We start from the raw sequence: 20,948 nt of genomic DNA, 5'->3' as shown, positions 1-20,948 counted from the left end.
GCAAGCCTAGGCTCACCGATGCTGGCGCCGGCCGAGCGTCTCGAGATGCCGGCTCCAGCGCGAGAGCGCGAAGCAGATCAGCCAGTAGATCGAGCCCGAGAAGGCATAGGCCTCCATGCTCATGCCGACCCAGTTCGGATCCGCCAGCGAGGCCTGCGCGATGCCGAGCAGATCGAGGATCGAGACCACCAGCACGAGCGTGGTGTTCTTGACCAGCGCGATGAACTCGTTGGTCATCGCCGGCAGCGAAATGCGCAGGGCCTGCGGCAGGATGATGAGCCCCGTCGCCTTCCAATAGGTCAGCCCCAGCGCGGTCGCCGCTTCACGCTGCCCCGATGGCAGGGCCTGGAGGCCGCCACGCACGGCCTCCGCCATATAGGCGGCGATGACGAGGCCGAGCCCGATCACCGCGCGGGCGAGCCGGTCGATGCCGATGCCGCCCGGCAGGATCAGCGGCAGCAGCAGCGAGGCGAGGAAGATCACCGCGATGATCGGCACGCCGCGCCAGAATTCGATGAACAGCACGCTGATCAGCCGGATGACGCGCAGCTCCGATTGCCGGCCGAGCGCCAGCAGGATGCCGAGCGGGATCGCGATCAAGCTGGCATAGACCGAGATGAACAGGGTCAGCATCAGCCCGCCCCATTCGCGCGTCTCGATGTAGCGCAGGCCGAAGCCGCCCGAGAGCAGCCAGATGCCGAGCGGCGGCAGGATCAGGAGCACGGCGATCGCCGCCTTGAGCCGCAGACGCGGCGACACCAGCACGACCGCCGCGACGCCCAGAACAAAGAGGAATCCGGCCAGGTCAGCCCGCCAGCGCTGGTCGACGGGATAGAGCCCGTACATGAACTGGCCGAAACGGGCCTTGACGAAGACCCAGCAGGCGCCTCCCGCGGCGCAATCGGCCCGGGTCGTGCCGGTCCAGGTCGCGTCGATGAGGGCCCAGCGGATGATCGGGATGGCGATCCAGGCGAGCAGGAGACCCAGAAGGATCGTCACGACGCCGGTGGCGGGCGTGCCGAAGAGGCGCCGGCGCCAGAGGGGGAAGGTGGCGGCACTCATCGGGTCACCAGCGCGATCCTGGCATTATACCAGTTCATGAAGGCGGAGACGGCAAGGCCGATGACAAGATACACCGCCAGCGTCATCGCGATGATCTCGATCGCCTGCCCGGTGTTGTTGAGCGCCGAGCCCATGAACAGGCTGACCACGTCGGGATAGGCGATCGCCGCGCCGAAGGACGAGTTCTTCAGCACGTTGAGATACTGGTTGGTCAGCGGCGGGATCATCACGCGCAGCGCCTGCGGAATGGTGACGAGGGTCAGAATCCGGCGGGGACGCAGGCCGAGCGCCGAGGCGGCCTCGATCTGGCCATGAGGCACCGCCTGGATGCCGCCGCGCACGATCTCGGCGATGAAGCCCGCGGTGTAGGTCACCAGTGCCGCGAGCAACGCCACGAATTCCGGGATCACGACGAAGCCGCCGCGATAATTGAAGCCGCGCAGGACCGGAATGTCCCAGCGCGTCGCGAGGCTGGCCCAGGCGACGGCCAGCGCCGGCACAATCAGGATCAGCACGAGGCCGATCGCCAGCACGGGCGCATCCTGGCCGGTGCGCTCCTTGCGACGGCGCGCCCAGCGGGTAACCAGCCACTGCGCGAACCAGGAGACCAGGATCGCCAGCAGCGCCCAGCGGAAGTTGCCCGGCGCGTCCGGCAGCGGGATGGTCAGCCCGCGGTTGTTGAGGAAGGCGATCCCGAAGATGCCGAGGCTGTCGCGCGGGGCGGGCAGGGCGGCGATGACGCCGAAATACCAGAACAGCACGAAGAACAGCAGCGGGATGTTGCGGACGAACTCGATATAGGCGCCCGCGATCGTCGAGAGCAGCCAATGCGAGGACAAGCGCGCAATGCCGACGACGAAGCCCAGCGCGGTCGCGAGCACGATCGCCACGACGGTCACCAGCATCGTGTTGGCGACGCCGGTCCAGAACAGGCTGAGGATCGTGTCGGCGCGGGTGTAGCCGGTCAGGACGAAGGGCACGTCGATGCCCGAATTGCGCCAGAGGAAATCGAAGCCGGAGGCGATGCCGGCCTTGACCATGTTCTCCGAGGCGTTGCGCACGAAGAAGACGGTCAGGGCCACAAGGCCGAGCACGAGCGCGATCTGGTAGAGCCAGTCGCGGACGCGCTTGTCGTTGAGGAGGGCGAGGGCTCTGGTCACGAGGTCAGCCACGAGTTCGGGAAGATCACGAGAACCGCGTCGTCACCCCGGCCGCGGGAAAGCGGCGCGCCGGAATCCATCGCAGGGCATCGTACTCTACGATGGATCCCGGATCTGCGCGGCGCTACCGCTTGTCCGGGATGACGCACGGTTCATGCGGACTGGCGATCAGAGGCGGGCGGCCCGCCCTGCTCTCACTGGAAGGGCGGCGTGAAGAGCAGCCCGCCCTTGGTCCAGAGCTGGTTCTGGCCGCGCTCGAGCTTCAGCGGCGAACCCATGCCGACGGTGCGCTCGAAGCTCTCGCCATAGTTCCCGACCTGCTTGATGACGTTGTACATCCAGTCGTTCGAGAGCCCCATCAGGGCGCCGAAATTGCCCTCGGCGCCGAGCAGGCGGCGGACTTCCGAGTTCTTCGAGCTGGCCTTCATCTGATCGACATTGGCCGCGGTCACGCCGAGCATTTCGGCCGCGATCGTGCCGTTCAGCACCCAGCGCACGATCAGCTGCCAGCGCTCGTCGCCCCAGCGCGTCACCGGCCCCTGGGGGTCGTTCGAGATCGGCTGCGTCAGGATGACGTGGTCGCCGGGAACCTTGAGCTTGGCGCGCTGGCCGGCGAGCGCGCCGACACCGGCGGTGTAGGCGTCGCAACGGCCGGCGTCATAGGCGGCGATGGCGTCGTCGTTCTTCTGGAAATTGGTGATCGTGACCTTGAGGTTGCGCTCCGCGAACCAGTCGGAGGCATTCTTCTCCTCGGTCGAGCCGGCGGCGACGCAAACCGAGGCGCCGTCGAGATCGGCAGCGGTCTTGGCGTTGGTCGCCTTGCGGACGATGAAGGTCTGGCCCTCGTAGAAATTGATGCCCTGGAAGTTCAGGCCGAGCGAGGCGTTGCGCGAGAAGGTGATGGTCGAATTGCGCGAGAGCAGGTCGACCTGGCCGGACTGCAGGATCGGCCAGCGCTGCTGCACCGAGGTCGGCGTGAACTTGACCTTCTTTGCGTCGCCGAGCACCGCGGCGGCGAGCGCCTTGCAGTAATCGACGTCGAGCCCGGTCCATTCTCCCTTGTCGTCGGCGAAGGAGAAGCCCGGCAGGCCGAGATGGACGCCGCATTCGATGTGCCCGCGGGCCTTGACCGCGTCGAGCGTCGGGCTCGGGGCCAGTTGCTGGGCGCTCGCCAGCGCGGTGCCCATGGCGAGCATCGCAGCCGCCGTCAGAATCGTGGTCTTCATGTCCGTTCTCCCCGGAGCCGTCGTCGGCTCTCCGTGTTGCGGGCGCGACTATGCAACAGACGCGCCGCGAGCGGTAGCGGGTCGATCTCGCTCAAGTGGCAGAGCCGACATCCGACGGATTCGCGGCAAGCGGCCCCCTGATGCCGATGCAGTTGCCCCATGGATCGCGCAGCTGGCACATCCAGAGTTTGCCGTCGATTTCCAACGGCCCCCGGTAAAGGACCGCGCCAGCGGACTTCAGCCCGGTGAGGGACCTCGCAAAGTCATCCACCCACCAGTAGACGACCGAGCCGGCAGCGCCGCTGCCGACCTTCGCGTCGGCGGGGACGATTTCGAGCTGGGTCGCGCCGATTCTCAGAAACACAAAGCCGGACGGGTAGCTGACCTCGAGCACCGCGTCAGGAAATGCGTTTCGATACCACGACAGGCCTGCGTCCATGTCGGCGACATGGACCAGAACCGCGCACACACCAGCCTGCAAGGTCTATCCCCCGAACACCGTGTTGAGCTGGCTGCCAACCATGATGAAGGTGGTGCGCTTGGCCATTTCCTTGAGGCGAACCGCGCCGATGTAAGTCATGGCCGAGCGCACCCCGCCCATCAGCTCCTGCATCGTGCCCTCGACCGGGCCGCGATAGGGCACCTCGACGGTCTTGCCCTCGGAGGCGCGATACTTCGCGACGCCGCCCGAATAGCGCTTCATCGCCGTGTCCGACGACATGCCGTAGAAGGTCATTCCGACGGGCACCTTCTCGCCACCGCGCTCCTCATAGCGGATGTCACCCTCGCATTCGTCATGGCCGGCGAGCATGCCGCCGAGCATCATGAAATCGGCGCCGGCGCCATAGCCCTTGGCGAGGTCGCCCGGAACCGTGACTCCGCCATCGCCGCAGACCAGCCCCTTCAGCCCATGCGCCGCATCGGCGCATTCGATGATCGCGGAAAGCTGCGGATAGCCGACGCCAGTCATCTTGCGGGTGGTGCAGACCGAGCCCGGCCCAATGCCGACCTTGACGATGTCGGCACCGGCCAGGATCAGCGCCTCGGTCATGTCGCCGGTGACGACGTTACCGGCCATGATCGTGGCATGGGGGTACTCGGCCCGCGTCGCCTTGACCGTGTCGACGAACTTCTCGGTGTAGCCGTTGGCAACGTCGAGGCAGATCTTCGTGATCGGTGACTGGGCGTGCACGAGGGCCAGCTTGTCGTGGTCCGCCTGCGTCGTGCCCAGCGAATAGAAGGCGTTGGCGGAATCCGGCTCGCGAAAGAAGGCGATGAGCTCGTCGGCGCCGTAGTGCTTGTGCAGCGCCACCATCGCGCCATGGCGGAGCAGGGCGCGCGCCATCGCCATGGTGCCGACGACATCCATGTTCGCCGCGATCAGCGGGAAGCCGGTCCAGTCCTTGCCGGTATGGGCGAAGCGGAAGGAGCGGTGGACATCGACCTCGGCACGGCTGCCCAGAGTCGAGCGCTTGGGGCGGATCAGGACGTCGCGGAAATCGAGCTTGGGGTCGTTCTCGATGCGCATGGTTCGGGACCTTCGCGGCTGGCTTGCGGCACGCGCGGGCCAAGGGGCGGGAAGGGATGCGTGCGCCGATTCATAACCGCAGCCGGGCCGGCGGGGCAATCAGGCCTCTGCAGCCCGGTCAAGCCGAGGACGGCTCGCGCGGGAAGGGACGAGCGTTCTTGCGGATAGTGTAGAGCGTCGCGCCGATGACGATCGCCGCGCCTATCCAGGTGGTCAGCGCGGGTATCTCGGCGAAGAAGATGAAGCCGGTGAAGCTCGCCAGGATCAGCCGGCTGAACTCGAGCGGCGCCAGGGCCGCCGCCTCGCCGACCTGATAGGCTCGGGTGATCAGCCACTGGCCGGCCGTCCCGAACAGGCTGAGGACGATCAGCCAGAACCACTGCGTGGCATCGAGCGGCACCCACCAGAGCCAAGCCGGCAGGGCCAGCGTGGTGATCAGCACGATGCCCTGCCAGATCAGGATCGTGTCCGTGCGCTCGGTCGCCGCCAGCATCCGCACGCTGACGGTGATCGCCGCGTTGAACACGGCGCCGGCAACCGCCAGCAGCGCAAAGGTGTCGAGACCCTCGCTCGTCGGCCGAAGCATGACGAGGACACCGATGAAGCCGATGATGGTCGCCGCCCAGCGCCTGCCGTCGACCTGCTCCTTGAGGACGATGACGGCGGCGACCGTGACGAAGAGAACCTGGCTGAAGCCGATCGCCGTGGCCTCGGCGAGCGGGATCCGGATCACCGCCGTGAAGCCGCAGAGCATCGCGATCAGCGTGAGGATGCCGCGCGCGACCTGCAGCCCCGGCCGTCTGGTCCGCAGCATCGGGCGCAGGCTGCCGCCGGCAAAGGCGATGATGATCAGGCTCATGATGATCTGGCGGATCAGCAGGATCTGGACCAGCGGAATGGCATTGCCGACATGCTTGATGGCGCCGACCATCACCGCATAGACCAGCAGCGCCGAAAACATGTAGAGCGAGCCGCGCAGATTGGGGCTGGCATTGGTCCACCACCTGCGCAGGCGCCGATGATCGGGCCCTGCGCTCTCGTCGGATTCTTCGAGCCCGTCGGCGGGCGGCCGCGACGGCGGGGCAACGAGCACAACTTCGGCCAACGGCTCTGACAAGCGCGGCGGAGCCTCCGCTTCGGCCACGCCATCCGTATCGGCCGCGCGACCCTGCCGCCCGGTCTGCCGTTCTTCGCTCATCGATCTCGACCATCGGCCGGAGGCTTCGACGCCCAGCCTGTTCCCGTCCCTGTCTGGAATTGATCGAGGAAACCGGCGATCCGCACCAGAGACGGCCGGACATGGCCGGGTTGTGCTGGCTGGGCCAGTGCCACGCCGGGAGGGCAGGCGAGCCATGCCCATGCGGGACTTTGCGGCGCCGTCCACGCGGTCTAGGAGACCGCGACGGCCGGTGCATCCGGCAAGCCAATCGAGTAGCTGACGGCATGACGATCTCGCCTTTCCGCCCCATGCGCGCGGGCACTGCCCCCCGCGCTGCCGCGCCGGGCCGTTGCGCCGCGGTTCTGCGCTGATGCGGGAGCTTCTGTCCGATTTCCTCGACGGCGTCCGGGGGCTGGGGCCGGCACGCTTCCCTTACGGGCGTTTCGCCCTGGCGCTCCTGCTCGGCGGCGCGGGCGGCTGGCTCTTCGCCCAGGCAAGACTGCCGCTGCCCTGGATGCTGGGCTCGATGGTGGTTTGCACGGCGGCAGCCCTGCTGCGCTGGCCCGTCGCCGCGCCGCCGGTGATCCGCCCGCCGATGACGATGGTGATCGGCGTCATGCTGGGCGCGGGCTTCAAGCCCGACGTCGTGGCACAGCTGCCGAACTGGCTGCCGACATTGCTCGGCCTGGTGCTGTTCATGCTGGCCTGTGCCATCGCCTGCGTCGGCTATTTCCGCAAGGTCGCCGGTTTCGACCCGGTCACCGCCTTCTTCGCCGGCATGCCGGGCGGGCTGGTCGAGATGGTCACGCTCGGCGAGGAGAAGGGCGGCAATGCGAACATCATCGCGCTGATCCATTCCGCCCGTATCCTGCTGGTGGTGATGACACTGCCCTTCATCGTGCAATGGATCGGCGGCGTTCCGATCGGCGGGAACCGCGTCGCCGGGCCCTCGCTGTTCCAGACACCGCTCTCGGCCGAACTGATCCTGCTAGCCTGCGGCATCGCGGGGATCATCCTCGGCCATTTTCTGCGGCTGCCGGCCAAGTTCCTGCTCGGACCGATGCTGGTCAGCGCCATCGTCCATGTCTCCGGCCTCAGCGATTCAGTGCCCCCGTTCGAGATCGTCAACGCAGCGCAGCTGATCCTCGGCATCACCATCGGCTGCCGTTTCGTCGGCACGGCGCCGCGCAGCATCCTGCGTGTGCTCGCGCTTTCGGTCGGCTCCACCGTGATCCTGCTCTCGCTCACGCTCGGCTTCGCTTGGCTGGTGACCAAGGTCTCGGTCCACGGCAACGTGCCGCTGATCCTGGCCTATTCGCCGGGCGGCCTCGCCGAGATGAGCCTGATCGCGCTTGCGCTGCACACCGAGGTCGCGTTCGTGGCGGCGCACCACATCATCCGCGTCTTCCTGGTGATGGTCACGGCCGGGCCGCTCTTCGGATTGCTCATCGGCCGTCGCAAGGCGGTCGACACGCAACAGGACGAGTGATGCCGGGCGGCGGCCGGCGCGCCTCGATCAGGCCTCGTTGACGACGAAGCCGCGCAGCTTGGCCGCGTTGCTGCCGAGCGCCGCATTGGCGCGGGCCAGGTCTCCCTCGCCGATCTCGCCTTCGCGGAGGATCAGGACGATGTCGTCGGCGACATCGGCAAAGCGCTGCGCCAGCGTGTCCGAGTCGATCGGCCCGCCATCGATGACGATCGGCCCGAAGCGGCGGGCCTTGTCGAGGAAGCCGCTCTCGATCTGGACCGGAGAGACCAGATCGGCGTTCCCGACGCGCGGCAGGAAGAACAGCCCGGTGCCCTCATCCTGCAATGCTGCGCGCACCAGCCCGACCGCGCCCGTCGCGATCTCGTAAAGCCCAGCGCCGGCATCGGGCGCAAAGACCCGGGTCAGGCTGTCGTCGCCGCTGCCGGCATCGACCAGCATCGCCGGAAGACCAGCGAGCGCAGCATCGAGCGCCAGATTCAGCGCCAATGTCGAAGCGCCGGACCGCGGATGCAGGCCCAGCACGAGGATGCGTCGGTGGCCCGTGCCGGGCGCCTGCGCGGCGAGTGCATTGCGTCCCGTCCGGACCGCCTTGGCGAAGCCGGCATTGGGTTTGTCGATGACGTCGACGAGATGCGCCTTGGCCTGGAAGACCGAACGCGTCTCGCCATCATTGCGCCGCCAGCGGCGGTGCCGTACGGCCGGCAGGGTCGCCAGGAGCGGCGCAGCCTCCGCCCGAAGCATCTCGGGCGCCCGCATCGCCTGCCCGCCCTGGATTGCGACGAAGCGCCGCCAGCCGGGCTTTGCGGGAGCGGGCGCGGCCGCGCTCACCTTCGGCATCACCGGCACGATCTGTCCGGCCGGCGCCGGGACCGCATCTGGCGCAGCGGCGGGCGCGGGGTTGCCGGGGCGCTCGATCTGCTCGCGCTCCGGCTGGCGGCGACGCGCAACGCCGAAAAGCGCCAGCCCCAGCGCGAGAGCGACACCCGTGCCGCCACCGGCGATGCCGCCCAGCATCACGATCGTCCGGCGGCTGACCCCGCTCTTTTCGAGGGGCGGCATCGCGGAACTGATGATGCGGGCATTGGTGGTGTCGATGCCGGCGAGCTCGCCGGTCTCGCGGGCGCGGCGCAGGAAGGCATCGTAGACGACGCGCGAAGACTCGACCTCGCGCTCGAGCTCGCGCAACTCGACCGAGGCGCGACTGGCCGCATACTGGCTCGTGGTGAGCTGCTCGACCCGGCGCGCGATCTGGCGCTCGGCCTCCAAGGCGCGGTCGAGCTCGACCTTGGCCGAGCGCGCGATGCGCGACAACTCGTCCGCGATCTGGCGGCGCGCGTCGCGGGTCTGGGCCTGCGCCGCGGCCAGGGCCGGATGGCGGGCACCCAGCGAGGCGAGAAGATCGGCCTCCCTGGCCAACGCCGCGCCGAGCTGGGCGCGCAGTGCCGTCATCGTGTTGGAGGCGACCGCCTCGGGGATCGCCCCGGACTCGATGCCTGCGGGACGGGCCGCCTGGATCTGATCGTATTTCGCGCGCGCCTCGGTGAGACGCGTGCGCACCGCGACGAGCTGGGCATTGTTGAGCGCGAGCTGTTCCTCGGCGATCGACCTGCCGGCGCCGACGCCGACGATGTTGTTGGCTTCCTTGTAGCGCTCGGCCTTCTCCTCGGCGACGCGCAGGCGGTTGCGCAGCTCTTCCAGCCGGGCCGTGAGCGCGACCGTGGCACGCTGGGCAGCATCGGCACGGACCGAAGCCTGGTTTTCGAGATAGGCATTGGCCAGCGCGTTGGCGATGCGGGCGGCCTTGGCCGCCTCGCGCGCCGTGACGGCGATGTCGATGACGAAGGTGCGCTCGCCGCGCCGGACCGAAACGTTCTTGTCGAGTGCAGCCAACGCATAGAGCATGCCGTCATGCGAGGACGCGCCCTTGCCCGGAAGAAGATCGGCGAGAAGTGCGGACAGGCCAGTGCGCGCCGCCTCGCCGCCGAACTCCGGATCCTTGTCCAGCCCCTCGCTCTCGACGACGCGCGACTTGATGCTGTCGGAGGCGATGATGCGAGCCTGACTTTCCAGATAGCTGGTGATCGAGGTCGGATCGCCGCCGCCGGCGTTGGGCGAAACCTCGTTCTGAAGCACGCGCAGATCGCGCGGGTCGATGAAGAGCTGCGCCGTCGAAACATATCTCGGCGGCACCAGCAGGCTCGCGAATGCCGCGAGAACCGCGCCAAGGATCGTCGTCAGCACGATCAGGCCCTTGCGCGCCCACAAGGTCCGGAAGAGCCAGGCGGGATCGGTCAGCAGCGCCATTCCGGCCGGCGCCGCAACGGGCTCGGCGCGCCGCTCGCGGCGCTCCTGCCTCTGTTCCGGCTCGCTGGCAGCGGTCTCGGTGGTGAACATGACGCTACGCTTCACTCTTCAAGTCCTCGCCCGCCGGCGCGACGGATCCGTCGCGGCACGGGCATGATCGTCTCGGTCCGGTTCAGGCGGTCGCGTGGGCAGACACGGTTCCGTTTCGTTTAGGGTCGCTCAACGCCTCTCGGCTAGAAGATGACGACAGGCGACACGGGGCAGGCACGCTCCGGGCCAGCCCGTGACGCGAGAGCCGCGACGCAAGAACGGACCCCATGCTGCCAGACCGCGCCGCCATCCTCGCCTACCTCACCATCCTGAGCGGCTCTGCCGGCCGGCTCGTCATCTCCCTTGTCTACTTCCTCATCGTTGCGAATACGTTGACCCTCGGCGAATTCGGTCTGTTCGCCACCGCCTCGGCGACAGGGCTGATCCTGTCGCGCCTGCTCGCCTTCGGCTTCGTCTCGCCGGTCTATCGGATCGCGACCGTGAAACCGCGCCTGCTCGGCGCCTATCTCGGCGGGTTCGTCGGGCTCGGCCTGCTCTCCCTGCCCGTGATCGGGCTTGCCGCGGCAGTCTCCTACCTCGTGCTGTTCGCGGATCGGCTCGCGGCCCTGCCCTTCGCGATGATCCTGGTGGCCGAGGCCCTGTGCTGGCGGCTGGTCGAGGTCGTCGCCATCGTCAACAACGGCCTGCGGCGCTTCCGGCAGGCGGCGATGCTCGTCATCATCGGTTCGGCGCTGCGAACGCTTGCGGCACTGCTGTTCGCCGGTTTCGGGCAGCGCAGCCTTGAGGTCTGGGCCTGGGCCTATCTCGCAGCAACGCTGGCGGGGCTCGTCGTGGCGCTGGCCTTCTTCCTGCCGCCGCTGCGGCTGCGGTTCGACAGGCGGCTGTATCCGAGGCGCATGGCCGATGCCGTCTATGCCGGCGCCGCCGAGATCGTGTTCTACGTCCAGGCGGAGCTCGACAAATTGCTGATGCTGGCGCTGGCGGGCGAACGAACGGCGGGCCTCTACACGATCGCGATGCGCGTCATCGACCTCACCGCCATGCCGGTGCGCAGCTTCAACCAGATGCTGGTCCAAAAGATCATGAAAGAGCGCGGCTTCACCGGCGGGCCGGCGAGGCTGGCCATGGTCGAGCTCGGCATCGCGGCAGTCTCGGTCGCCGGCCTTGCGGCCGTGATCCTGGCCCTGGTACCCTTCCCGGGCCTGCTCGGCCGCAACGTTTCGGAAGCGGCCTATCTGTTCGCACCCATGCTGCTGGTGCCGGCCTTCCGCAACCTCGTCGAGTATCATGCCGAGCTGCTCTATGCGCGTGAACGCACCGGCGCGCGCATTTCGCTGCTCTGCGCGATCGCCCTTCTCAAGGCGGCGCTGCTGTCCTGGGTGATGACCCGCTTCGCAGCCGCCGACGCCTGGGCACCCTGGCTCAACCTGGTCTTCGGGCTGGTCTATGTGCTTTCGGCCGCCGTCACCTACCGGCTGCTGGTGCAGGCATCGGTGCCGCGCCCCTCCTTGCACCAGGGGCGGGCCGCCTCCCGCTGAACCGCCGGGCCGTAACCGCCGCGCCCAGGGCGTGACGCATCGGCACGGCACACAGGTCCCAAACCTTGTCCATCTTCCCCGACACCCTCTAGGGTGCCGGTCCAACGCGTCAGGGGCCGACAATGAACCAGATCGATCTTCAGGGAAGAACCGCCATCGTCACCGGGGGGGCGCAGGGCATCGGCCGCGCCGTCGCGGAACGCTTCGCCGCCAGCGGCGCCGCGGTCGCGATCTGGGACCTCGACGCTGCGCTTGCCGCCAAGACCGCAGCCGAGATCGGCCACGGCGCGACCGGGCTCGGCATCGACGTCACCGACGCGAAGGCGGTGAACGCCGCCGCCGCCGCGCTGGAGGCGAAGCAGGGCAGCATCGACATCCTCGTCACCAGCGCCGGCATCGCCGGCGCCAACCACAAGACCTGGGAGTATCCGCTCGACGAATGGGCGCGCGTGATGCGGCTCAACGTCGACGGCACGCTGCATTGCTGCCAGGCGGTGGTGCCCGGCATGATCAAGCGCAACTACGGGCGGCTCGTGCTGGTCGCCTCGATCGCCGGCAAGGAGGGCAACCCCAACGCCTCGGCCTATTCGGCCTCGAAGGCGGCGGTGATCGCGTTGACCAAGTCGCTCGGCAAGGAACTGGCGACGCAGGACATCGCGGTCAACTGCATCACGCCGGCCGCCGCCCGCACCCGCATTTTCGACCAGATGAGCGAGGAGCATATCGGCTACATGCTGGCCAAGATTCCGCGCGGGCGCTTCCTCCTGCCCGACGAGGTCGCCTCGATGGTCGCCTTCCTCGCCTCGGCCGAGAACAGCTTCACGACCGGCGGCGTGTTCGACCTTTCGGGCGGCCGCGCGACCTATTGAGCCTCACTTCTCCGGGTCGCGATCCGCGACCCGGCTTCAAATCCTGCGCAGCAAGCTTCAAAGTCGACCCATGACCCAATCGCTTCCCTCCGCTGCCGTGCTCGGCGCGCGTGCCTTCGCTGCGCTCGAGGGTCTCAATCGCTTCACCGACGAGCCGGGCAAGCTGACGCGGCTCTATCTCTCGCCGGCGCATCGACAGGCCGCGGAATGGACCAAGGGGGCAATGGAGGTCGCGGGGCTCACCGCCTTCATCGATGCCGCCGGCTCGGTGCAGGGCCGCCGCGAAGGCCCCGTGCCGGGCGGTCCCTGCGTGATGATCGCATCCCATATCGACACGGTGAAGGATGGCGGTCGCTTCGACGGCAATCTCGGCGTCGTCGCCGGCATCCTGGCGGCGCAGGCCCTGCGCGACGCCGGGATCGTGCTGCCCTTCGCGCTCGAGGTCGTGGCCTTCGGTGACGAGGAGAACGTCCGCTTCCCGACCCATCTCTCGACGTCCGGAGCGCTTGCCGGCGACTACGAGCCGGCCTGGCTGGATGCGCGCGACGCCGAGGGGACGCGCCTGGCCGACGCGCTCGTCGCCTTCGGCGGCGATCCCTCTGGCATCGCCGGGCTGGCGCGCAAGCCGGGCTCGATCAAGGCCTATCTCGAGCTGCATATCGAGCAGGGGCCGGTGCTCGAGGTCGAGAACGAGCCTGTCGGCATCGTCACCGCGATCAACGCGCAAAGGCGCGCCCGCGTCCGGGTGACCGGCGAGGCCGGCCATGCCGGGACCGTGCCGATGCACCTGCGCAAGGATGCGCTGACCGCGAGCGCCGAGATGGCACTGGCGCTGGAAGCGATCGCAGCAGGGCATGAGCAGGGCGTCGGTACGGTCGGCGTGTTCCAGGTCAATCCCGGCGCGACCAATGTCGTGCCCGGCGCGGTCGAGTTCACGATCGACTTCCGCTGCCCCTCGAACGAGACGCTCGCGAAGATGGAGGCGGCAGTCCAGTCCCGTTTCGCCGAGATCGCAGCACGACGCGGCGTCGGGCTTTCGATCAACATCTATGCGAGGGCCGCGGCCGTGCCGATGGATCCCGGCCTGCAGGACGCGCTCAGCATCGGCGTCGCGCGCATGGGCGCCAATCCGAGCCCGCGCCGCCTGCCCTCGGGCGCCGGCCATGACGCGATGGCGATGGCGGCGATCTGCCCCGCCGCGATGCTCTTCGTGCGCAACGAGAAGGGCATCAGCCATTCGCCGCTGGAAAACATGACCGAGGCCGATGCCGGCATCGCCATCCGGGTCCTGCTCGAGGCGATCCTGGAGTTGGCCCGGCGCGAGGGCTGATCCGGATCAAACCGGGGCGCGACACCGCGTGCCATTTTCCCTGCTTGGCCGTAAGCTTAGAAAGCGCGCGCCGCAGGAGGCTGGCGATGGATTACGAGACATTCTTCCGCAACGAGCTCGACGGCTTGCGCCGCGAAGGCCGCTACCGCGTCTTCGCCGATCTCGAGCGCAAGGCCGGCCAGTTCCCGCGCGCGACCCATCACGGCGAGCGCGGCCCACGCGAAATCACCGTCTGGTGCTCGAACGACTATCTTGGCATGGGCCAGCATCCGGCCGTGCTGGCGGCGATGCACGAAGCCCTCGACGCTTGCGGCGCGGGCGCGGGAGGCACCCGCAACATCGGCGGCACCAATCACTATCACGTCCTGCTGGAGCAGGAGCTCGCCGATTTGCACGGCAAGGAAGCTGCGCTCCTGTTCAACTCCGGCTACATGTCGAACTGGGCCTCGCTCGGGACGCTGGCATCGCGGCTTCCCGGCTGCGTCGTGCTGACGGATGCGCTCAATCACGCCTCGATGATCGAGGGCATCCGGCATTCGCGGGCCGAGCGGCACATCTTCGCGCATAACGATCCCGACGACCTGCGCCGCAAGCTCAAGGCCATCGATCCGGCCCGGCCCAAGCTGATCGCCTTCGAGTCGGTTTATTCGATGGATGGCGACATCGCGCCGATCGAGACCTTCTGCGACATCGCCGACGAATTCGGCGCAATGACCTATATCGACGAGGTCCATGCGGTCGGACTCTACGGCCCGCGCGGTGGCGGCGTCAGCGAGCGCGACGGCCTGACTTCGCGCCTGACGCTGATCGAGGGGACGCTGGCCAAGGCCTTCGGCGTGATGGGCGGCTATATCGCAGGGTCGGCGGCCCTCTGCGATTATGTCCGCAGCTTTGCCTCGGGCTTCATCTTCTCGAGTTCGCTGCCTCCGCCGGTGGCGGCCGGCGCGCTCGCCGCGATCCGCCATCTCAAGCAGAGCACGGTCGAGCGCGAGCGCCATCAGGACCGGGTCGCGACCCTGCGCCGGCGCCTCGATGCCGCCGGCATCCCGCATCTGGCCAATCCCAGCCATATCGTGCCGGTGATGGTCGGCGACCCCGTGCTGTGCAAGGCGGTCAGCGACCAGCTGCTCGAGCGCTTCGACATCTATGTCCAGCCGATCAACTACCCGACCGTGCCGCGCGGCACGGAACGGCTGCGGATCACGCCGTCGCCGCTGCATTCCGACGCCGATATCGCACACCTCGTCGATGGCCTGACGGCGATCTGGGGACGCGTGGGGCTGAAGCGCGCGGCCTGAGGCCGTCGCGTTTCACGTGAATCCCTCGTTGTCGGGCAATCGGCCCGGCCCGCGCCCCTTGATACGGCGCGCCGGGCTGAACATGTTGGCGGCTCCCGCCGAACGAACATCCGAGCCCGATTCGCCATGTCCGACACCAGCAACGCCCCCGTAATGCACGCGACCACCATCCTGATGGTGCGCAAGGGCGGGCGGGTCGTGATCGGCGGCGACGGCCAGGTCTCGCTCGGCCAGACCATCATGAAGGGCAATGCCAGGAAGGTGCGCCGCCTCGCCAAGGGCGCGGTGATCGCCGGCTTTGCCGGCGCGACCGCCGATGCCTTCACCCTGTTCGAGCGGCTGGAGGCCAAGCTCGAACAATATCCGACGCAATTGCTGCGCGCCTGCGTCGAGCTCGCCAAGGACTGGCGGACCGACCGCTATCTGCGCCGGCTCGAAGCCATGCTGCTCGTCGCCGACAAGGAGGTCTCGCTGCTGATTTCCGGCACCGGCGACGTGCTGGAGCCGGAAGCCAGCGAGCACGGCTCCGTCATGGCGATCGGCTCGGGCGGCAACTACGCGCTTTCGGCGGCCCGCGCGCTGATCGATGTCGAGGCCGATCCAGAAGCGATCGTGCGCAAGGCGATGAAGATCGCCGGCGACATCTGCGTCTACACCAACCACAGCCTCGTCATCGAGACGCTGGAGACCGCATGATCGCCGAGGAGGATCTCCAGGCCGCCGTCGCCGAGGGCATCATCGACCAGGCCCAGGCGGTGCGGATCGCGCATCTGGCGCGGCTGCGGCTCGCAGCGCGGGCGTCTCCGCCGCGTCTGGGGGAGAGCGTCCTTGCGGATGACCGGCTCGTGGTCGACCCGGACGACGAACGATTCCGGCTGATCGGCGGCTTCAACGACGTCTTCGTCGCGATCGGCGTCGGCCTGCTCGCCGGCGCTCTTCTGGGCCTGTCCCGCGTCGTCGGGTTTGGCGATGCGTTTTCCGTCATCGCGCTGCTGGCAGCCTGGGGCCTGAGCGAAATCTTCGCGCGGCGCATGCGTCTCGCTTTGCCTTCGATCCTGCTGGCGGCGATGTTCTGTGCCGCCGCCGCCCTGCTGGTGGCGCAACTGACGAGCGACCGGGCGCTCCCGGCCTTTCTCTATGGCGGCTGGGTCCCTGCCGCCATCGCCTTCACGGTGGCGGCGCTGCTGCATCACTGGCGCTTTCGCGTGCCCATCGACATCGCGCTGGCGGCAGGCGGCGGCATCGGCGCGCTGCTGGCCCTGATCTCGGCGACCGCACCCGGGCCGGCACAGGATTATCTCAACCTGATCCTGCTGCTCTGCGGCCTTTCCGTCTTCGTTCTGGCGCTGCGCATCGACATGCGTGACCCGGAACGTGTGACCCGACGCTCCGATGCCGCATTCTGGCTCCACCTGCTGTCGGCCGGACTCATCGTGCATCCCATCTTCAGGGGCATGGTGAGCGCGGCCGGCAGCTTCAGTACCGCGACATCGCTGATCATTCTCGGCGTCTTCGCCCTGCTCGGCGTCGTCGCGCTCGTCATCGACCGGCGTGCGCTGCTCGTCTCGGCGTTGAGCTATGCCGGCATCGCCGTCGCCTATCTGATCTCGCAGAGCGTTTCGACCGATCTGAGCCTGCCGTTGGCGCTGCTTGGGCTGGCGGTGCTGGTGCTGGCGCTCTCGGTCGGCTGGCGGAGCTTGCGTCGCGCGCTGCTGCCGGCGCTGCCGCTCGGGCGCTGGCGCGACAGGCTGCCTCCGATCGACGCGACCCCGGCCTGACCCGCCGGCTCCGGCCGGCGACCCATGTTTCAGGAAGTTCTGACCCCATGACCAGTTTCTCCCCCCGCGAGATCGTCTCCGAACTCGACCGCTTCATCGTCGGCCAGAACGACGCCAAGCGCGCCGTCGCGATCGCTCTGCGCAACCGCTGGCGGCGCCAGCAGCTCGACGGGCCGCTGCGCGAGGAGGTCTCGCCGAAAAACATCCTGATGATCGGCCCGACCGGCTGCGGCAAGACCGAGATCGCGCGACGCCTTGCCAAACTCGCCAACGCGCCCTTCCTCAAGGTCGAGGCGACGAAGTTCACCGAGGTCGGCTATGTCGGCCGCGACGTCGAATCGATCGTGCGCGACCTCGTCGAGATCGCGATCGGGCTGGTGCGCGAGAACCGCCGCAAGGATGTGCAGGCGAAGGCTCATGTCGCCGCCGAGGAGCGCGTGCTCGATGCGCTGGTCGGCGCGACCGCGAGCCCGGCGACCCGCGATTCGTTCCGCAGGAAGCTCAGGGCCAACGAACTCGACGAGAAGGAAATCGAGATCGAGATCGCAGCGGGCGGCGGCGCCACCGCGCCGATGTTCGAGGTTCCCGGCATGCCCGGCGCCTCGATCGGCGCGATCAATCTCTCGGACATGTTCGGCAAGGCCTTCGGCCAGAAGGGCAAGCCGCGGCGCATTCTGGTCAAGGACGCCTATGGCCCGCTCCTGACCGAGGAGAGCGACAAGCTGATCGACCAGGAGGCGATCGTGCAGGCGGCGATCCGGGAAGTCGAGAACAACGGCATCGTCTTCCTCGACGAGATCGACAAGATCTGCGCCCGCGAGGGCAAGGGCGGCGCCGATGTCTCGCGCGAAGGCGTGCAGCGCGACCTCCTGCCGCTGATCGAGGGCACGACCGTCGCCACCAAGCACGGTGCAGTGAAGAGCGACCACATCCTCTTCATCGCGTCGGGCGCCTTCCACGTCTCGCGACCGTCCGACCTGCTGCCGGAACTGCAGGGGCGCCTGCCGATCCGCGTCGAGCTGTCACCGCTCGACGTGGAGGATTTCAAGCGCATCCTGACCGAGACCGAAGCCAGCCTGATCAAGCAGACCGTGGCGCTGATGGCGACCGAGGAGGTCACGGTCGCCTTCACACCCGATGCCATCGATGCCATCGCGCGCATCGCCGTCGACGTGAACTCCACCGTCGAGAATATCGGCGCGCGACGCCTGCAGACGGTGATCGAGCGGATCCTCGACGAGATCTCGTTCACGGCCCCCGACAGATCGGGCGAGGTGGTGACGATCGACGCGCCCTATGTGCAGTCCCGCATCGGCGATCTCGCCAAGAATGCCGATCTGAGCCGGTTCATCCTGTGAGGCAGGCTCCGGCCGACCCTGCGCCGGAAAAATCCCGCCTCGCCCGCGATTCCCTCATCGTCGGCGCAGCCACGATCCTGTCGCGGCTGCTGGGCTTCGCGCGCGACGTGCTCATCGCACGACTGCTCGGCGCCGGCCCGGTGGCGGACGCTTTCCTGGCTGCTTTGCGCCTGCCCAATCTGGTGCGGCGCGTGCTCGGCGAAGGCGGGCTGAACGCGCCATTCGTGCCACTTTATCTCGCCATCAAGCAGGAGCACGGGAATGGAGCCGCTCGTCGCTTCACCGGAGAGGCGGTCGGGCATCTCGCCCTGCTGTTGCTGGTTCTGGTCGGGCTCGGCGAACTGTTCGCCCCCTGGGTCGTGCTCGGATTGGCCGGCGGCTTCGCGGAAGAGCCGCAGACCCTAGCGCTGGCGGCGCAATACACCAGGCTCATGCTGCCCTTCCTGCTGCTGACCACGGTCGCCGCCATGCTCGCCGCACTGCTTAATGCCGAGCGGCGCTTCGCGATGGCTGCCCTGGCGCCGGCGCTGATGAATGCGATCCTGATCGCGATCCTCGGCGTGCAACTGCTTCAGGGCAGCGAGGCGGCGTTGGCCGCGCAATGGCAGGCGCTGGCGGTCAGCGCCACGGGCATCGCGCATCTGGCGCTCATACTCTTCGCCCTGCGCCGCATCGGGCTGCCGCAGCCGAGCTTGCGCTGGTCGCCGGAGATGACGCGCCTCGTCGCGACCGGCGGCGCCACCCTGCTGGCTGCCTCGAGCGCGCAACTCGTGCTGTTGATCGCGACGCAGATCGCCTCGACCGAACCCGGATCCGTGGCAGCGCTCTACTATGCCGACCGCGTCTTCCAGCTTCCGCTCGGCTTCGTCGGCGTGGCGATGGGCACGGTGGTGCTGTCCGAGATGGCGGCAGCCAGGGCCGCCGAACAGGACGCGATGCTGGGGCGGTCGCTGGCGCTGGGGCTGGCGCTCGCATTACCAGCCGCTACGGCGCTCCTCGCCCTGGCCGATCCGATCGTTTCCGTGCTGTTCGAACATGGCCGCTTCGGCGCGGAGGACCGCGAGCGAACTGCCGCGGCCTTATCGGCGCTCGCCCTCGGCCTGCCCTTCGCCGTCGTCGCAAAGGTGTTCGGACAGATCTATTTCGCCCGGCAGAGGCCGAGACTGCCGCTGATCGGCAGCGGTCTCGCGGTGGTGGCGGCGGGCGGCGCCGGTTTCCTGCTCGCACGCAACGGCCATGCGGCCCAGATGGCGGCGCTGGCGGCGAGCCTCGCCTTCGCCGTGCAGGCGGCGCTGCTCGGGGCCATGCTGGCGCGCGAGGGGCTGTGGCGGCCCCGCGCCGATGCGCTGCGCCCCGTCGCAGCGGCCATGCTGGCCAGCGGCATCATGCTCGCGGCACTTGCCGGACTCGGACAGGCTCTCGACGGCTGGTTGATGCCGGACCAGACCGCGCTCCGCAGGATGCTGGCGCTGGCTATCCTGTGCGGTGGCGGGCTTGCGGCCTACGGCGCGGCGGGCTGGCTTCTGGGCGCCTTCGGCGTGCTCCGGCTGCCAAGCCCGCTCGCCTGGCTGCACGCCCACCCCTTGCGCAAGCGGCGGGGTTGAGCCAGAAGCCCCCCTTCCCTTCCCCGTTCGTGACGACGGAGCGCCCCGATGGCGAGTTTTCACCAGCGCGTCTTCTCAGGCATGCAGCCGACCTCGACGCTGCATCTCGGCAATTATCTCGGCGCGCTGACCAACTGGGTGGCGATGCAGGACACGCATGAGTGCATCTACTGCGTCGTCGACATGCACGCGATCACGATGTGGCAGGATCCGGCCGACCTGAAGCGCTCGATCCGCGAGGTCACGGCGGCCTACGTCGCCGCCGGCATCGACACGAAGAAGAGCATCATCTTCAACCAGAGCCAGGTCTCCGGCCATGCCGAACTCGCCTGGATCACCAACTGCGTCGTGCGGCTGGGCTGGATGAACCGCATGACCCAGTTCAAGGAGAAGGCCGGCAAGGACAGGGAGAACGCCTCGCTCGGGCTCTATGCCTATCCGAGCCTGATGGCGGCCGACATCCTGCTCTACAAGGCGACGCATGTGCCCGTCGGCGAGGACCAGAAGCAGCATCTCGAGCTGACCCGCGACATCGCCCAGAAGTTCAACAACGACTTCGCGGCGCAGATCGCCGAGCGCGATCTCGGCACCGGCGATCTCGGCTACTTCCCGCTGCCCGAACCGATGACGCAGGGCCCGGCCCCGCGCGTGATGAGCCTGCGCGACGGCACCAAGAAGATGTCGAAGTCGGATCCGTCCGACTATTCGCGCATCAACCTGACCGACGACGCCGAGACGATCGCCACCAAGATTCGCAAGGCCAAGACCGATCCGGAAGCCCTGCCGTCCGAGGAGAAGGGGTTGGAAGGGCGGCCCGAGGCGGAAAACCTGGTGGGCATCTATGCCGGACTCAACGGCCAGACCAAGGCGCAGGTTCTCAGCCAGTTCGGCGGCGGCCAGTTCTCCGGCTTCAAGGGCGCGCTGGTCGATCTCGCGGTCGCCAAGCTCAGCCCGATTGCTGGCGAGATGCGCCGCCTGCTCGCCGATGTCAGCCACATCGACAAGATCCTCGGCGACGGAGCCGGCCGCGCCGAAGCGATCGCGGCACCGATCATCCGCGACGTAAAGGACATCGTGGGCTTCGTCTCGCGCACGTGATCAATCTTGCTTGCGGACGCGCAATGACCATGACGAGGCGGACTTGCGCTGACGTTGCGGCGCAGGCCACGATGCGCGCTCCTGAGGCGGCGGCAG

General features: G+C 68.2%; 17 protein-coding genes. 10 read left to right on the top strand and 7 right to left on the bottom strand.

Annotated features, from left to right (window positions below):
- Positions 1–12 precede the first annotated feature (12 nt).
- The 6 genes from VGN82_RS06240 to VGN82_RS06215 all read right to left on the bottom strand — a co-directional run bounded on the left by VGN82_RS06240 (position 13) and on the right by VGN82_RS06215 (position 6,174).
- Entirely contained in the window at positions 13–1,062 is a 1,050-nt protein-coding gene (locus tag VGN82_RS06240; protein WP_327526136.1) for an amino acid ABC transporter permease, read from the bottom strand.
- Positions 1,059–2,222: an amino acid ABC transporter permease gene (locus VGN82_RS06235; RefSeq protein WP_327526135.1), complete on the bottom strand. Its 1,164-nt coding sequence runs from the start codon at positions 2,220–2,222 to the stop codon at positions 1,059–1,061. The genes VGN82_RS06240 and VGN82_RS06235 overlap by 4 nt, the downstream gene beginning before the upstream one ends.
- 194 nt (positions 2,223–2,416) lie before the next feature.
- Positions 2,417–3,448 carry an amino acid ABC transporter substrate-binding protein gene (locus VGN82_RS06230; protein ID WP_327526134.1) on the bottom strand — a complete coding sequence of 344 codons (1,032 nt, stop codon included), beginning with the start codon at positions 3,446–3,448 and terminating at the stop codon, positions 2,417–2,419.
- A gap of 91 nt (positions 3,449–3,539) precedes the next feature.
- The gene (locus tag VGN82_RS06225) at positions 3,540–3,929 is read right to left on the bottom strand and encodes a VOC family protein (protein WP_327526133.1); all 390 of its coding nucleotides are present in this window, start codon (positions 3,927–3,929) and stop codon (positions 3,540–3,542) included.
- A gap of 3 nt (positions 3,930–3,932) precedes the next feature.
- Positions 3,933–4,976: a GMP reductase gene (locus VGN82_RS06220; protein ID WP_327526132.1), complete on the bottom strand. Its 1,044-nt coding sequence runs from the start codon at positions 4,974–4,976 to the stop codon at positions 3,933–3,935.
- Positions 4,977–5,094: 118 nt separating this feature from the next.
- Positions 5,095–6,174: a DMT family transporter gene (locus VGN82_RS06215; RefSeq protein ID WP_327526131.1), complete on the bottom strand. Its 1,080-nt coding sequence runs from the start codon at positions 6,172–6,174 to the stop codon at positions 5,095–5,097.
- Positions 6,175–6,505: 331 nt separating this feature from the next.
- On the opposite strand from VGN82_RS06215, the gene VGN82_RS06210 reads away from it, so the two are divergent.
- Entirely contained in the window at positions 6,506–7,624 is a 1,119-nt protein-coding gene (locus VGN82_RS06210; protein ID WP_327526130.1) for an AbrB family transcriptional regulator, read from the top strand.
- Between the two features lie 27 nt (positions 7,625–7,651).
- Here VGN82_RS06210 and VGN82_RS06205 read toward each other — a convergent pair whose 3' ends face one another.
- Complete coding sequence (locus tag VGN82_RS06205; RefSeq protein ID WP_327526129.1) at positions 7,652–10,033, bottom strand: exopolysaccharide transport family protein; 2,382 nt, start codon at positions 10,031–10,033, stop codon at positions 7,652–7,654.
- Between the two features lie 212 nt (positions 10,034–10,245).
- Between VGN82_RS06205 and VGN82_RS06200 the strand changes: the two genes are divergently transcribed.
- From VGN82_RS06200 to trpS, 9 genes are all read left to right on the top strand, one after another.
- Positions 10,246–11,517: a lipopolysaccharide biosynthesis protein gene (locus tag VGN82_RS06200; protein WP_327526128.1), complete on the top strand. Its 1,272-nt coding sequence runs from the start codon at positions 10,246–10,248 to the stop codon at positions 11,515–11,517.
- A 122-nt stretch (positions 11,518–11,639) separates the two neighbouring features.
- Positions 11,640–12,386 carry an SDR family NAD(P)-dependent oxidoreductase gene (locus VGN82_RS06195; protein ID WP_327526127.1) on the top strand — a complete coding sequence of 249 codons (747 nt, stop codon included), beginning with the start codon at positions 11,640–11,642 and terminating at the stop codon, positions 12,384–12,386.
- Positions 12,387–12,456: 70 nt separating this feature from the next.
- The gene (locus VGN82_RS06190) at positions 12,457–13,716 is read left to right on the top strand and encodes an allantoate amidohydrolase (protein ID WP_327526126.1); all 1,260 of its coding nucleotides are present in this window, start codon (positions 12,457–12,459) and stop codon (positions 13,714–13,716) included.
- Positions 13,717–13,802: 86 nt separating this feature from the next.
- Positions 13,803–15,014, top strand: a complete 1,212-nt coding sequence (gene hemA, locus VGN82_RS06185; protein ID WP_327526125.1) for a 5-aminolevulinate synthase — start codon at positions 13,803–13,805, stop codon at positions 15,012–15,014.
- Positions 15,015–15,140: 126 nt separating this feature from the next.
- On the top strand, positions 15,141–15,710 hold the full coding sequence (gene hslV, locus VGN82_RS06180) for an ATP-dependent protease subunit HslV (protein WP_327526124.1): 570 nt from the start codon (positions 15,141–15,143) through the stop codon (positions 15,708–15,710).
- Positions 15,707–16,792 carry a hypothetical protein gene (locus tag VGN82_RS06175; RefSeq protein WP_327526123.1) on the top strand — a complete coding sequence of 362 codons (1,086 nt, stop codon included), beginning with the start codon at positions 15,707–15,709 and terminating at the stop codon, positions 16,790–16,792. The genes hslV and VGN82_RS06175 overlap by 4 nt, the downstream gene beginning before the upstream one ends.
- A 47-nt stretch (positions 16,793–16,839) precedes the next feature.
- The gene (gene hslU, locus VGN82_RS06170) at positions 16,840–18,150 is read left to right on the top strand and encodes an ATP-dependent protease ATPase subunit HslU (RefSeq protein WP_327526122.1); all 1,311 of its coding nucleotides are present in this window, start codon (positions 16,840–16,842) and stop codon (positions 18,148–18,150) included.
- Complete coding sequence (gene murJ / locus VGN82_RS06165) at positions 18,147–19,754, top strand: murein biosynthesis integral membrane protein MurJ (RefSeq protein ID WP_327526121.1); 1,608 nt, start codon at positions 18,147–18,149, stop codon at positions 19,752–19,754. Before hslU ends, murJ begins: the two co-directional genes overlap by 4 nt.
- A 48-nt stretch (positions 19,755–19,802) precedes the next feature.
- Positions 19,803–20,852, top strand: coding sequence for a tryptophan--tRNA ligase (gene trpS, locus VGN82_RS06160; protein WP_327526120.1), 1,050 nt, complete (start codon positions 19,803–19,805; stop codon positions 20,850–20,852).
- The last annotated feature ends 96 nt before the right edge of the window (positions 20,853–20,948 follow it).

It is taken from the genome of Allobosea sp. (assembly GCF_035999205.1).
GTDB lineage: Bacteria > Pseudomonadota > Alphaproteobacteria > Rhizobiales > Beijerinckiaceae > Allobosea.
This window is presented reverse-complemented; position numbering and strand designations above follow the sequence as displayed.

Coding starts and splice junctions, on each gene's coding strand:
- VGN82_RS06240 (WP_327526136.1), bottom strand. CDS start 1,062: ATGAGTGCCGCCACCTTCCCCCTCTGGCGCCGGCGCCTCTTCGGCACG.
- VGN82_RS06230 (WP_327526134.1), bottom strand. CDS start 3,448: ATGAAGACCACGATTCTGACGGCGGCTGCGATGCTCGCCATGGGCACC.
- VGN82_RS06220 (WP_327526132.1), bottom strand. CDS start 4,976: ATGCGCATCGAGAACGACCCCAAGCTCGATTTCCGCGACGTCCTGATC.
- VGN82_RS06215 (WP_327526131.1), bottom strand. CDS start 6,174: ATGAGCGAAGAACGGCAGACCGGGCGGCAGGGTCGCGCGGCCGATACG.
- VGN82_RS06210 (WP_327526130.1), top strand. CDS start 6,506: ATGCGGGAGCTTCTGTCCGATTTCCTCGACGGCGTCCGGGGGCTGGGG.
- VGN82_RS06200 (WP_327526128.1), top strand. CDS start 10,246: ATGCTGCCAGACCGCGCCGCCATCCTCGCCTACCTCACCATCCTGAGC.
- VGN82_RS06195 (WP_327526127.1), top strand. CDS start 11,640: ATGAACCAGATCGATCTTCAGGGAAGAACCGCCATCGTCACCGGGGGG.
- VGN82_RS06190 (WP_327526126.1), top strand. CDS start 12,457: ATGACCCAATCGCTTCCCTCCGCTGCCGTGCTCGGCGCGCGTGCCTTC.
- hemA (WP_327526125.1), top strand. CDS start 13,803: ATGGATTACGAGACATTCTTCCGCAACGAGCTCGACGGCTTGCGCCGC.
- hslV (WP_327526124.1), top strand. CDS start 15,141: ATGTCCGACACCAGCAACGCCCCCGTAATGCACGCGACCACCATCCTG.
- VGN82_RS06175 (WP_327526123.1), top strand. CDS start 15,707: ATGATCGCCGAGGAGGATCTCCAGGCCGCCGTCGCCGAGGGCATCATC.
- hslU (WP_327526122.1), top strand. CDS start 16,840: ATGACCAGTTTCTCCCCCCGCGAGATCGTCTCCGAACTCGACCGCTTC.
- trpS (WP_327526120.1), top strand. CDS start 19,803: ATGGCGAGTTTTCACCAGCGCGTCTTCTCAGGCATGCAGCCGACCTCG.